At 61.1% G+C, this 13,351-nt stretch carries 14 protein-coding genes; 12 read left to right on the top strand and 2 right to left on the bottom strand.

Annotation, left to right across the window (positions count from 1 at the left end; genetic code table 11):
- Positions 1–177 precede the first annotated feature (177 nt).
- Positions 178–2,067: a SurA N-terminal domain-containing protein gene (locus tag G359_RS13085; protein WP_045836486.1), complete on the top strand. Its 1,890-nt coding sequence runs from the start codon at positions 178–180 to the stop codon at positions 2,065–2,067.
- Positions 2,068–2,155: 88 nt separating this feature from the next.
- Complete coding sequence (gene trpE, locus G359_RS13090) at positions 2,156–3,670, top strand: anthranilate synthase component I (protein WP_045837989.1); 1,515 nt, start codon at positions 2,156–2,158, stop codon at positions 3,668–3,670.
- A gap of 19 nt (positions 3,671–3,689) precedes the next feature.
- On the opposite strand, the gene G359_RS13095 is transcribed toward trpE, so the two are convergent.
- Entirely contained in the window at positions 3,690–4,082 is a 393-nt protein-coding gene (locus G359_RS13095; protein WP_045836487.1) for a hypothetical protein, read from the bottom strand.
- A 110-nt stretch (positions 4,083–4,192) separates the two neighbouring features.
- On the opposite strand from G359_RS13095, the gene G359_RS13100 reads away from it, so the two are divergent.
- The 7 genes from G359_RS13100 to G359_RS13130 all read left to right on the top strand — a co-directional run bounded on the left by G359_RS13100 (position 4,193) and on the right by G359_RS13130 (position 9,981).
- Positions 4,193–4,705 carry a SixA phosphatase family protein gene (locus tag G359_RS13100; RefSeq protein WP_045836488.1) on the top strand — a complete coding sequence of 171 codons (513 nt, stop codon included), beginning with the start codon at positions 4,193–4,195 and terminating at the stop codon, positions 4,703–4,705.
- A 130-nt stretch (positions 4,706–4,835) separates the two neighbouring features.
- A complete protein-coding gene (locus G359_RS13105; RefSeq protein WP_045836489.1) occupies positions 4,836–5,432 on the top strand; it encodes an anthranilate synthase component II in 597 nt (198 codons plus the stop codon).
- Positions 5,433–5,486: 54 nt separating this feature from the next.
- Positions 5,487–6,485, top strand: a complete 999-nt coding sequence (gene trpD, locus G359_RS13110) for an anthranilate phosphoribosyltransferase (RefSeq protein ID WP_045837990.1) — start codon at positions 5,487–5,489, stop codon at positions 6,483–6,485.
- A 3-nt stretch (positions 6,486–6,488) separates the two neighbouring features.
- On the top strand, positions 6,489–7,292 hold the full coding sequence (gene trpC, locus G359_RS13115) for an indole-3-glycerol phosphate synthase TrpC (RefSeq protein WP_045836490.1): 804 nt from the start codon (positions 6,489–6,491) through the stop codon (positions 7,290–7,292).
- Positions 7,289–7,783: a cyclic pyranopterin monophosphate synthase MoaC gene (moaC, locus tag G359_RS13120; RefSeq protein WP_045836491.1), complete on the top strand. Its 495-nt coding sequence runs from the start codon at positions 7,289–7,291 to the stop codon at positions 7,781–7,783. The genes trpC and moaC overlap by 4 nt, the downstream gene beginning before the upstream one ends.
- Positions 7,784–7,786: 3 nt before the next feature.
- Positions 7,787–8,998, top strand: coding sequence for a molybdopterin molybdotransferase MoeA (gene glp / locus G359_RS13125; RefSeq protein ID WP_045836492.1), 1,212 nt, complete (start codon positions 7,787–7,789; stop codon positions 8,996–8,998).
- A gap of 143 nt (positions 8,999–9,141) precedes the next feature.
- Complete coding sequence (locus tag G359_RS13130; RefSeq protein ID WP_045836493.1) at positions 9,142–9,981, top strand: transglutaminase-like domain-containing protein; 840 nt, start codon at positions 9,142–9,144, stop codon at positions 9,979–9,981.
- Positions 9,982–9,990: 9 nt separating this feature from the next.
- Here the strand turns inward: G359_RS13130 and efp are convergent, their stop codons facing one another.
- Positions 9,991–10,560: an elongation factor P gene (gene efp, locus G359_RS13135; RefSeq protein WP_045836494.1), complete on the bottom strand. Its 570-nt coding sequence runs from the start codon at positions 10,558–10,560 to the stop codon at positions 9,991–9,993.
- A 150-nt stretch (positions 10,561–10,710) separates the two neighbouring features.
- On the opposite strand from efp, the gene epmA reads away from it, so the two are divergent.
- From epmA to G359_RS13150, 3 genes are read left to right on the top strand one after another with little or no spacing between them, the layout of a single operon-like run.
- A complete protein-coding gene (gene epmA, locus G359_RS13140) occupies positions 10,711–11,766 on the top strand; it encodes an EF-P lysine aminoacylase EpmA (protein ID WP_045836495.1) in 1,056 nt (351 codons plus the stop codon).
- A gap of 3 nt (positions 11,767–11,769) precedes the next feature.
- Positions 11,770–12,246, top strand: coding sequence for a GFA family protein (locus G359_RS13145; RefSeq protein ID WP_045836496.1), 477 nt, complete (start codon positions 11,770–11,772; stop codon positions 12,244–12,246).
- Positions 12,243–13,313 (top strand): lysine-2,3-aminomutase-like protein, encoded by a 1,071-nt coding sequence (locus G359_RS13150; RefSeq protein ID WP_045837991.1) that lies wholly within the window; start codon positions 12,243–12,245, stop codon positions 13,311–13,313. Before G359_RS13145 ends, G359_RS13150 begins: the two co-directional genes overlap by 4 nt.
- The last annotated feature ends 38 nt before the right edge of the window (positions 13,314–13,351 follow it).

Consider the following 13,351-nt stretch of genomic DNA (forward strand, 5'->3'; position numbering starts at 1 on the left):
TGTTCGCCCTGGTGAACACTCCGTAACCTCATCCCGGTCGCCCTTGCAATCCGAAACGGCCTGCGCTTCATATCACCCCATCGCTCCGTTTCGCGGAGCGGTTCGCCATCTGAAGCTCGTTGACCTTGCGCCCTCCCGCGGCAGCGTCACGCTTCCATCAACGGGACGTCATTATCTATGCTCGAAGCTCTAAGACGCGGCGCCCAGACACGGGTAGCCAAGCTGCTGTTCGGATTGCTGGTTCTGAGCTTTGGCATCTGGGGCGTCCATGACGTGTTCCGCGGCTGGGGCCGTGGCGCGGTCGCCAAGGTTGGCAGCACTTCAATTTCGGATGAAGAATTCCGCCGCGCCTACCAGGATGAGCTCGACCGGGTTTCCCAGCAGGCCCGCCAGCGCATCACGGCCGAGCAGGGCCGCGCATTCGGTCTCGACAAGAAGGTTCTGGCCCAGCTCGTTGCTGGCGCAGCACTCGAGTCTCATGCGCATCAGCTAGGCCTCGCGCTCTCCGACAAGACACTCGTCGAAGGCGTCCAGAACGATCCCGATTTCCAGACGGACGGCAAATTCTCGAAGCAGAACTTCGACGGACTGCTCCGTCAGATCGGCCTGACCGAGCAAGGCTTCCTGAACTTGCGCCGCAAGGATGAACTTCGCGCCGCGATCATCAGGTCGTTCATCACCGGGCAGACGGTCCCCAAACCACTCCTCGACCTCATGCACGCCTACAACGGCGAGAAGCGCGTCATCGAGTGGGTGAAGATCGATCCCGAAGCCGTCACCGTCGCTGAACCGTCGGAGGACAAGCTCAAGGAGCTCTACGATAAGGACAAGTCGAAATACATGACGCCTGAGTACCGCAAGGTACAGGTCATGACGCTCGGCATCGACGATCTGAAGAAACAGATCACGATCACCGACGAGGAAATCGCGAAATCCTACGAGGCGACGAAGGACAGCTACGACAAGCCTGAGGAACGGCGCATTCAGCAGATCGCCTTCAAGGACAAAGCAACTGCGGAAGCAGCGTTGAAGGATCTCCGCGACGGCAAGAAATCCTTCGGTGACGTCGCTAAGGAAGCTGGCGCCAAGGACACCGACGTCGACCTCGGATTGATCACGAAGAAAGCCATGATCGACCCGAAGATCTCCGACGTCGCGTTCACGCTCGAAAAAGACAAATATTCCGACGTCATCGAAGGCCGCTTCGCGACGGTGATCCTGCGCGTCACACAGATCGATCCGGGCGTCACCCACACGCTCGCCGACATCAAGGATCAGGTGCGCGACAAGCTCGCGACGGAAAAAGCCAAGTCCGAGCTGCAGAACAAGCACGACGAGGTTGAAGACAACCGCATTGCCGGCAAGTCGCTGACGGAAATCGCGGAGACCGCGAAGCTCAGCTTCAAGGAAATCCCAGCAACCGATGCAACGGGCCTCTCGCCCGACGGCAAGCCCGTCTTGGAAACGCCCGATCTGCGCAAGATCGTTTCTCGCGCGTTTGCACCCGACAACAGCTCCGACGACACCGCCATCGAGCTGGCGGACGGCGGCTACGCTTGGGTCAATGTACTCTCCACCGAAGCGCCGAAGCAGAAGCCGTTCGAACAGGTGAAGGACCAGGTGAAGGAAGACTATACGTCCTCCGAACGTCACCGTCTGATCGATGAGCTGGCGAAGAAGCTTGCCGACCGCGTCAATGCCGGTGAGCCGATGACCGCGCTCGAAGCGGAAGCGAAAAACAAGGTCGAGAAGACCGAGCCGCTGACGCGAAAGACCATTCCGCAGAGCATTTCGGACGGGATCGTCGCGCAGGCCTTTGCTTTATCGAAGGGCAAGGCGGGCCACGGAGCTTCACCCGACCACACGACGGAAATCGTCTTCCAAGTCGCCGACGTAATTCCGGCACCTGAGGCTTCTCTGACCGAGACGGATCAGTTGACCCGTGAGCTCAATGCCGAACTCGCAAACCAGACGCTTACCGAATATACCGAAGCGCTCAAAAAGCGCCTGGGCACATCCGTAAACGCTGCGGAAATGAATGCGGCCCTCGGCATCAGCGAAGAGTGAGACTGACGTGACCGCCTCAACGGCAGCGCCGGCATCGGCCCAATCTTCGTCGGCCAATGAGGCGGACGCAAACACAGGGCGCGCGGATATTTTTCCCGCGCCCGATCAGTTCGCCAAGATCTACGATGAGGGCGCACCCCAAGTCGTGTGGACGCGGCTCATCGCCGATCTCGAGACGCCCGTCTCGGCCTACCTGAAGCTCGGCGAGCGCCGCGCGATGAGCTTCCTCCTCGAGTCGATCGAGGGCGGATCCGCGCGCGGACGCTATTCCGTCATCGGCCTCGCACCAGACCTGATCTGGAAGGCCAACGGCGACATCGCGGAAATCAATCGATCGCCGGAAGCCGATCCGGAGGCGTTTACACGCGACGCTAATCCCGCGCTTCAGTCGCTGCGGAAATTGCTCGCCGACAGCGCGATCACCCTTCCCGAAACATTGCCACCCATGGCCGCCGGAATTTTCGGCTACATGGGCTACGACACCGTCCGGCTGATCGAAAAACTGCCCGAGATGAAACCGGACGCGCTCGGCGTGCCCGACGCCATCCTCATCCGTCCGACGCTGATGCTCATCTTCGACAACGTCAAGGATGAGATGATCCTCGTGACGCCGGTCCGGCCGCGCGAGAATATCACGGCAGCCGACGCCTACGCGCAAGCTCTGGCGCGCATCGAGGGAGCCATCAAGGCACTCGATACCCCGCTTCAGCGCACTGCCTCGACGCCTCAGCCGACCCTGACCCTGCCCGAACCGCAATCGAACACGTCGCCCGCCGACTACATGGCGATGGTCACGAAGGCGAAGGAATACATCAAAGCCGGCGATATCTTTCAGGTCGTGCTTTCCCAGCGCTTTTCAGCGCCGTTCGCGCTTCCCTCATTCGCGCTCTATCGCGCTTTGCGGCGTCTCAATCCGTCGCCGTTTCTTTTCCATCTCGATTTTGGAAACTTCCAGCTCGTCGGATCGTCGCCCGAAATTCTCGTCCGTGCGCGCGACGGCGTTGTCACCATCCGGCCCATCGCCGGCACGGCTCCCCGCGGCGCGACGGACGCCGAGGACAAGGCGTTGGCAGCAGCGCTCCTCGCCGATCCGAAAGAACGCTCCGAGCATCTGATGCTGCTCGACCTCGGCCGCAACGACGTCGGCCGCGTTTCCGAACCCGGCAGCGTCACCGTCACCGATAAATTCGTCATCGAGCGCTACAGCCATGTCATGCACATCGTCTCGAATGTGATCGGCAAGCTCGATGAGAAAAATCACGACGCGATCGACGCCCTGATGGCAGGCTTTCCGGCCGGCACCGTTTCGGGAGCGCCGAAGGTGCGCGCGATGGAAATCATCGCCGAGTTCGAAAAAGCCAAGCGCGGCCCCTACGCGGGCTGCGTCGGCTACTTCTCGGCGAGTGGCGAGATGGACACCTGCATCGTGCTCCGAACAGCGATCCTCAAGGACGGCATGATCCACGTACAGGCCGGCGCCGGAATCGTGCACGACAGCATTCCCGAGAACGAACAGCAGGAATGCATTAATAAGGCGAAAGCCGTTGTCCGCGCCGCCGAAGAAGCCGTTCGCTTCGCCTCGCGCTCATCCAACACCCGTTAGTCGAAACCGCCGAAGGTCCTCAACGGACCTTCGGCTCCGCGCGCCAGCGCTTTGCCCAGGCTCGCTGCCATGGCGACCATTTGGGCCGCCAAAGCAGGCTGACGATGCTGTGCCACAGCGCATAGATCGGCAGCCAGAAGAGCACCCGGATCGGCAACACGCCAAGAGCAAACACCAGGCGCCGGATGCGGTTCGATGCGGACGCTCCGTATTTCTGACTTCGCGCCTTCACCCATGCCCTGACCCGCTCCTGGCCGAGCACGCGCTCCGCGACCCTGAGCGCGATGAAGGCTGCGATCGCAATCGGCAGCAGCAGCCAAAGCACGATCCAGACAAGTTGCGTGAAAATCCACCAGACGATGCTGACGAAGAGGCTCAAAAGCCAAAAAAGCGGTGCCAGTAGATAATCCATTGCGGATGGACCTTGTCATCACGGCAGCGCGAATCTATGGCCTATCGCTTAACGACACCGACGGCCTGCTGTAAGGTCAGTTCGTCGCGCAACGCCAGCCCAAGGCCGCAATGCTTTCTCTTGCCCTCCTCCGCCATGCCAAATCAAGCTGGGACGCGAAGGGAATCGACGATTTCGACCGCGCCTTGAATGAGCGGGGGCGCACTGCTGCGCCGATCATGGGAGCAGTTCTGAAAGAACTCAATTTCGCACCTGAACACATTCTTTGTTCTCCTGCGAAACGGACCCGCGAGACGCTGGAACTGATCAAGCCATTCGTCAAGGAAGCTGACGTGACGTTCGACGATCAGTTGTATCTCACAAGCCAGGATACACTTTTCGCACGCTTGAAGGACATTCCCGTCGGCGTGAAGAGAGTGCTGATGGTCGGTCACAATCCCGGTATGCACGGCCTCGCCCTGATGCTGGCGGGCACCGGCGATGCAAAGTCCATATCGCGGTTGGAAGATAAGTTTCCGACCGCCGCCCTCGCGACCTTCTCCTTTCCGCAAAGGACCTGGCGCGATTTGACGCCCGCCACGGGTCACCTCGAAGCCTTTGTCACCCCCCGCGACCGAGCTTGAAACGCCGAAACTCTGTCCCGCGTTGAAACAAGCCGTTCGAGGGCCATATTTTCCGTGTCGCGGTGCGTCCGGGGTCTGCTAGAAGGGCGTAGTCCGCGTTGAGATGCGCGCCGGCAGACTAAGGGCCAATATGCTGATCCTGATCGATAACTACGATAGCTTTACCTACAATCTCGTCCATTATCTCGGCGAGCTCGGAGCCGAGAGCGTCGTCATCCGCAACGACAAGGTTTCAGCCGACGAGGTGCTCGCAAAGAAGCCTCAGGCGATCGTGCTGTCGCCCGGCCCTTGCACGCCGAACGAAGCCGGTGTCTGCCTCGAACTCATCAAGAAGGCGGGTCCCACAATTCCGCTACTCGGCGTCTGCCTCGGGCATCAGGCGATCGGACAAGCCTACGGCGGCAACGTCGTTCGCGCGCCCGCTCCGATGCATGGCAAATTGTCGACGATCTCCAACACGGGCAAAGGCATCTTCAAGGGCCTGCCGCAGCGCTTCGACATCACGCGCTATCATTCACTCATCGTTGATCGCGCGACGCTTCCCGATTGCCTCGAGGTTACGGCTGAAACCGACGACGGAATCATCATGGGGCTGCAGCACAAATCGCATCCCGTCCACGGCGTTCAGTTCCACCCGGAAAGCATCGCTTCCGAGCAGGGCCATGCGCTACTCGCCAACTTCCTTTCGCTTGCAGGCTTCTCTCCGAAAAGCCGTAAGGCGGCCTGAACCGTGACAACCGCAGCAACCGTCGCTAATCCGGCTCGCGAACTGAAGAGCCTCATGAATCGCATCGCCGACGGCGAAACCCTCGGCGATGAGGGCATGCAGCAGGCGCTCGATCTGCTGATGTCAGGCATTGCCCCTCCCGTCGCGATGGGCGCGTTCCTCATGGGGCTGCGCCTACGCGGCGAGACGACGGAAGAAATCACGGGCGCCGCCAAGTTCATGCGCGGGCGCATGACAACCGTTGACGCGCCCCCCGGCGCCATCGACATCGTCGGCACGGGCGGCGACAGCCGCGGCACCTTTAATATCTCGACAGCCGCGACGTTTGTTGCAGCCGGAGCCGGTGCCATCGTCGCCAAGCACGGCAATCGCGCCGTCACCTCGCTTTCCGGCGCATCCGATGTGCTCTCAGCGCTCGGCGTCAAACTCGACGTCCCGCCCGTCGTTGTTTCGCTTGCGATTGCCGACGCCGGTGTCGGCTTCCTGTGGGCGCCGCTTTATCATCCGGGGTTCAAGACCTGGGCGCCGATCCGCGCCGACCTCGGGCTCCGGACGATTTTCAATCTGCTCGGACCTCTCTGCAATCCGGCACGCGTGACGCGTCAGGTCCTCGGCGTCTATGATCGCAAGCTCGTCGAACCAATTGCCGAAGTTCTGCGCAAACTCGGCTCCGCCCACGCGTGGGTCGTCCATGGCGCCGACGGCATGGACGAACTGACGACAACCGGTGTCACCCACGTCGCGGAATTGAAGGACGGCGATATCTTCGCCTTCGATCTGACGCCCGAAGACGCCGGCCTCGAGCGCAGCAGCATCGAAGCGCTGAAGGGCGGCGACGCCGCGACCAACGCCGCCGCTATTCACGCGCTCCTGCAGGGCGAAACGGGCCCCTATCGCGACATCGTCGTTTTGAATACGGCCGCAGCACTCATCGTGGCCGGCAAGGCCGACGGCCTTCCCGACGGGATCGAGAAGGCGGAAGCATCAATCGATAGCGGCCGCGCCGCACGCTCGCTCGACCGCCTGGTCGCCGTCACCAACGAACGAGTTTAAGAGATGGCCGACATCCTCGACAAAATCACTGCCTACAAACGCGAAGAGGTCGCGCGCGCCAAAACGCTGAAACCCCTTCGCGTCATTGCCGAATATGCGCGCTCGGCGCCGAAGGTGCGCTCATTCGTTGGGGCCATCGAAGCGAAACATCAGAAAAAACAGCCGGCTCTGATCGCGGAGATCAAAAAGGCATCGCCGTCGAAGGGCCTCATCCGGGCCGACTTCGATCCCCCGGCACTTGCCAAAGCCTATGAGGCGGGCGGCGCTGCCTGCCTGTCGGTCCTCACCGACCGTCCTTCGTTTCAGGGCGCACCCGAATTTTTGACTGCAGCGCGCGAAGCCACATCGCTTCCCGTCCTGCGCAAGGACTTCATGATCGACACTTACCAAGTTGCCGAGGCGCGAGCCTGGGGAGCCGACTGCATCCTCATCATCCTCGCCGAGGTCGACGATGCGACGGCACACGATCTTGCCTCCGCAGCCAATGACTGGGGCATGGACGCCATCGCCGAAGTCCACGACGCAGCGGAACTCGAACGCGCGCTGAAACTCGATTGCCGCCTCGTCGGCATCAACAATCGCAACCTGAAGACCTTCGAAGTGAAGCTGGAGACGACAGAAGTCCTCGCGCCGCAGGTCCCCGCCGGCAGAATTGTCGTCGGCGAGAGCGGTATCTTCACCCCTGCCGACATCGCCCGGCTTTCCAAAGTGGGCGTCGAGACGTTCCTCGTCGGCGAAAGCCTGATGCGGCAAGCCGATGTGACCGCCGCGACGAAGACTCTGCTTCAGCCGGCGATCGCGTCATGAGCAAGCTTTCACACATCAACGACAAGGGCGAAGCCCGGATGGTGGACGTCTCGGAAAAGGCCACCACGGCCCGCCGCGCCGTCGCTGAAGGCTTCGTCGCGATGCGCCCCAGCACGCTGGAACTCGTCGAAAAGGGCGAAGCACACAAAGGTGACGTCATCGGCACCGCGCGCATCGCCGGCATCATGGCGGCCAAGCGCACGCATGAGCTGATCCCGCTTTGCCATCCGCTCGCAATCACCAAAGCAACCGTCGATTTCACGCTTTCCCAATCTCCACCCGGCATCCACGTAAGGGCTGAAGTGAAAGTGTCGAGCCAGACGGGCGTCGAGATGGAAGCTTTGACGGCTGTGTCGGTCGCCTGCCTGACGCTCTACGACATGCTCAAGGCGGCGGACAAATCCATGACGATCGAAGGCGTCCGCCTCATCGCCAAGGACGGCGGCAAATCAGGCGTCTACCGTGCTGCCGAGCGCTCCGGAGGCGCCTGACATATGGCGTTGCTGCCCGTCGCCGAAGCTCTGAAGCGCATTCTGGATGTCGCGACGACACTTGAACCGGAAGACGTCGAACTACTGAAAGCCCGCGGTCGCACGCTCGCAGCGCCCGTCGTTTCGCGCCATGACAATCCCCCGTTCAATGCCTCCGCTATGGACGGTTACGCCGTTCGCGCTGAGGACGTCGCAACCGTTCCGGCCTTGCTCACGGTGATCGGCGAAGCGGGCGCAGGCCGCCCCTTCTCGGGTACCCTCGGAAAAGGCGAAGCCATACGCATCTTTACGGGCGGCTGCCTGCCGGAAGGCGCGGATGCGATCGTCATTCAAGAAAACGTCGATGCATCGGGCCCAACCATCACGGTCAGAGAGACCGCGGCGATTGGCGCGAACATCCGACCCCAAGGCGAGGATTTCCGGAAGAAGGACATCCTGCTCGAACCTGGCCGCTGCCTAACCGCACGCGACGTACTGATCGGAGCATCCTCGGGACACGCGAAACTTGCGGTCGTTCGGAAGCCGGTCGTCGCCATCTTATCGACGGGCGATGAACTCGTTCCGCCTGGAAATCCTCTTGGGCCGGGCCAAATTTCTGGTTCCAATGCTTACGGCCTCGCCGCCATCGTCGAAGCCGCGGGCGGGGAAGCCCGCTTTCTCGGAATTGCGCACGACACGATTGCGTCGCTCGAAGAATGCATCAACGCCTCGGACGGCGCCGACATCCTCGTCACGAGCGGCGGCGCTTCCGTCGGCGATCACGATCTGGTTCGCCCTGCACTCGAAAAAGCGGGAGCCAAGCTCGAGTTCTACAAGATCGCGATGCGACCAGGAAAGCCATTGTTCTTCGGATTGCGCGCGGCAAGCGGCAAGACGCAATACTGCGTCGGCCTTCCGGGAAATCCGGTTTCCTCTCTCATTTGCGCGCGCGTATTTCTCGTGCCCCTCATCGGCCGGCTGCTTGGACGAGAAGCCCCGTTCCAAGCGGTCGACGCCGTGCTCGCCGAACCTCTTCCGGCGAATGGACCGCGCCAACACTACATGCGCGGACTGTTGGATATGGACGCGTCCCCGCCGCGAGTAACGCCATTCAAAAATCAGGACAGCGGACTGATCAAATCCCTGCAGCGCGCCGATTGTCTGGTCGTGGTGCCAGAAAACGCGCCCGCTCAGGCAGCCGGAACGCCCGTAAAAGTTCTGAAACTGGATATTTGACGCATAATTGGGCACAGCGACCAAAGTTAGTCGCGAGGCTCTTTGGTCCGTGCGCGTCATTCCCGCGAATTCAGTATTTTGGGGAACATTCCAGCCGAGCGCGACGTTTTTCGGTCTCATTACTTAGGCCGAGGGCGCCACAGATGCTCATTCACGTGGGTTACGATATCGGTTTGCAACTTTATGCGCCGACCCCGCTTCTTCTGCTTCTCGATATCCATCCGAACCGGCGGCGCGATTTCATTTACGAAGACGCGTTGAGCGTTCCCGACATTCCGATCGAGCACGGACTCGATCTCTACGGAAACCGGACGCAGCGGCTTGTCGCACAGCCGGGTCCGCTAAAGCTCAGCTATCGCGCGGTGGTGCGAGATTCCGGAGTTCTCGACGATCAGCCAATCAACGCCGGCGAAATCCCGGTGGCTGACTTACCGAACTACGCGATGCATTTCTTGACCGGCAGCCGCTATTGCGAAACCGACGAGCTGACGCCAATCGCGTGGGAACTCTTCGGCAACGTCCCGCCCGGATACGCGCGCGTCAAAGCGATCTGTGACTTCGTTCACAACCACATCAAATTCGATTATCAGGCCGCGCGCTCCACACGCACCGCCGCCGAGGCCTATAAGGAAGGCACCGGCGTTTGCCGCGACTTCGCACACCTCGCGATCGCGTTCTGCCGCTGCCTCAACATTCCGGCGGCGTACGTCAACGGCTATCTGGGAGATATCGGTGTGCCGGCCGATCCGGCGCCGATGGATTTCAGCGCCTGGTTCGAAGCCTACATCGATCATCGCTGGGTGACCTTCGACGCGCGCCATAACAAGCCGCGGATAGGCCGCGTCGTCATCGCACGCGGACGCGATGCCGCCGACGTGGCGATGGTCACGTCGTTCGGTCAGCACTATCTGGCTGAATTCAAAGTCGTCTGCGAAGAAGTTGCCCCGCAACGCGCGGAGCAACTAACAACTCGAGCGGCTTAAATCGACCGATCAGTCTTTCGCGCGTTCGACGTACGATCCGTCCGCCGTCATGACGACGACGCGCGTACCAGCACCAATGTGCGGCGGCACCATCACGCGGGCGCCGTTCGAAAGCTTCGCGGGCTTGTAGGACGACGAGGCCGTCTGGCCTTTGACGACGGGATCGGCTTCGACGATTTCAAAAGTCACGCGCTGCGGCAGCTCGATCGAAATCGGGTTGCCTTCGTGCAGCGAGACGAGGCACGTCATGCCTTCCTGCAGCCACTGGCCCTGGTCGCCCACCACGTCCTTCGGGATCGTGATCTGGTCGAAGGTCTCGGGCTGCATGAAGTTGTAGCCCATGTCGTCTTCGTAGAGGAAATTGTAGTCCTTTTCATCGAGATAGGCGCGTTCGACCTGATCGGTCGTGCGGTAACGCTCAACAAGCTTCACGCCGTCAGCGATGCGGCGCAGTTCGAGATGCGTGACAGGGGTGCCCTTGCCCGGATGGATGTTTTCAGCGTGCATCACCACGGCAAGCCTGCCATCGAGATCGAGCACGTTGCCTTTACGAACCGAGCTTGCAATAACCTTCACCACGTAACGTCTCCGATCTCAATTCATGCGCTACGGCCGCCTCGTGGGGCGGCCGGCCGGCGGAAGCCTTCAGGGAATCTGTCGCGTCTCATACCCGCTTAGTTCTTTGTCGCCAAGTGCGGCAACCCTGTCTCAAAAGCCCAATTTGTAAGCATGCCGCAGCTTTCCCCCTGGTGGCGACCCGATCGCCACGCCGACCGGCGCCCATTCCTGATAGATCGGGGCCGCATCAAAGCCGCGATCAGAAACTGGTTTATTTCCCAGGACTTCGTGGAGGTCGAACCAGGACTTCTGCAGATTTCACCGGGAAACGAGCCGCATCTCCACGCCTTCAAGACCGAGCTTATCGGAACCGATCTTTCGCGCCGGGACCTCTATCTCCACACCTCCCCTGAGTTCGCGATGAAGAAACTCTTAGCGGCCGGTGAGACGAAGATCTTCGCTTTCTCGCCAGTCTTTCGCAACCGCGAGCAGGGGAGCCTGCATTCGCCTGAATTCACCATGCTCGAATGGTACCGGGCGAATGAGCCGTATGAAACGCTATGGGCCGATTGCCAGGCCATCCTCGATATCGCCGCGAAGACGACGGAGCGCACGCAATGGTCATATCGCGGCAAGCCATGCGATATCTCCAAGCGCTACGATTGGACGACGCTTTATCAGGCGTTTGCTCAGTTTGCCGAAATTCCACTGCACAAGACGGTAAGCGCAACATCGGTCGATCGTGCCAAGCTTGCGGAGTTCGCGACCGCCCAAGGCATTCGCGTCGGCGACGACGATAGCTGGTCGGATATTTTCAGCCGCGTGCTCGTCGAAAAGATTGAACCGGGATTGGGCCTCTATCGGCCCGAGATCCTATGCGAGTATCCGCTCCCGGAAGCCGCGCTGGCCCGGCCAAGCGCGGAGGACCGGGCGGTGGCCGAGCGCTTCGAGCTTTACGTCTGCGGCGTGGAACTCGCGAACGGCTTCGGCGAATTGACCGATGCCGCCGAGCAGCGCCGCCGGTTCGAAGCCTGGATGGACGAGAAACAGCGCATCTACGGTGAGCGTTATCCGCTCGATGAGGATTTTCTCGCCGCGCTCGGCCAAATGCCGCCCTCTTCCGGCTGCGCCTTGGGGTTCGACCGCCTCGTCATGCTTGCAACGGGCGCCGAGCGGGTCGATCAAGTCATCTGGACGCCGTTGAGCTCTGGCGAAAGGAACGGCTGACCGATGTCCTCCAGCGATACCCATAGTGGCGGATGCCAGTGCGGCGCGGTCCGCTTTCGCGTCGAGGGTGCACTCACTGACGCCTCCGTGTGTCACTGCCGCATGTGCCAGAAGGCTTTCGGAGCATTATATGCGCCTCTCGTCAGCGTGCGTGGCGCGAAACTCGTCTGGACACGCGGAGAGCCGAAAAAATTTCAATCGTCGAATGTCGTTCAACGCGGCTTCTGCGCGGACTGCGGCACTCCGCTGACCTATGAGGCGCCCGACGGCATCGCGATCGCCATCGGAGCATTCGACGACCCAACAAGCCTCGCGCCGAAAATTCAGTGGGGCGTCGAAGCAAAGCTTCCCTTTACTGACGAAATTCCCACTCTTCCCGAACGCGATACGCTTGCGGACGCAAACGCAGCGCCATTTCTGAAAACGCTCGTGTCCTATCAGCACCCCGACCACGACACCGATGTTTGGCCGCCGAAATGACGCTCATCGAACGCAAGCTGACCTCCATCGATGATCTGATCGACGCAAAACTCGCCTCGAACGACGACCGCACGGCGCTGACGAATGTCTCTGCACGCTATGCCGTCGCGCTGACGCCCGTCATCGCAAACCTCATCGACCCGAGCGCCGCGGATGACCCGATTGCCCGCCAGTTCATCCCCAGCGCCAAAGAACTCGAAACGCATCCGCGCGAAGAAGCCGATCCGATCGGAGACAACCTCAAAAGCCCGGCGCCCGGCATCGTGCACCGGTATGCGGACCGCGTGCTTGTGAAAATCGCGAGCGTCTGCCCCGTCTATTGCCGCTTCTGCTTCCGCCGCGAAATGGTGGGACCCACGAACGGAGAAGCGCTGTCAGCCGAAGATCTGGCAGTCGCTCTCGACTACATCGCCGCCAATCCCAACATCTGGGAAGTCATCCTGACGGGAGGCGATCCGTTCATCCTCTCGCCACGCCGCATCCGCGAAGTCACCATGGCGTTGTCGGCGATCCCCCACGTCAAAATATTGCGATGGCATACGCGCGTGCCGGTCGTTGATCCTGATCGCGTCAGCGACGAACTCATCGCGGCTTTGAAAGCAACCACGAAGACAGTCTTCGTCGGACTTCACACGAACCACGCCCGAGAGCTTGAAGGAGCCGCAACCGATGCGATTGCCCGGCTCGTCGATGCGGGGATCCCGCTCGTCAGTCAAACGGTGCTGCTGAAAGGCGTCAACGACAACGTCGAGACGCTCGAAGCCCTGATGCGCCGCCTCGTCGAGCTTCGGGTGAAGCCCTACTATCTCCATCACGGCGACTTGGCCCCCGGCACAGCACACTTCCGCACGACCATCGCCGAAGGCCGCGCGCTGATGGCCGGTTTGCGCCAGCGGCTCTCGGGGCTGGCTCTTCCCACCTATGTTCTCGATCTACCCGGCGCCTTCGGCAAAGTGTCGATCGAACGCCACTCCGGTGTCGGCGACGATGGCGTCGAAACGTTCACCGACCGCGATGGCCTAACCCACCGCTACGAGGATGCCTGCGCCGCCCCCGAAGTGCCCTGACCGAATTGGCTTATTTGGGCAAAATGCCCGTCGTAAGC

This window comes from Hyphomicrobium sp. 99 (assembly GCF_000384335.2).
Taxonomy (GTDB): domain Bacteria; phylum Pseudomonadota; class Alphaproteobacteria; order Rhizobiales; family Hyphomicrobiaceae; genus Hyphomicrobium_B.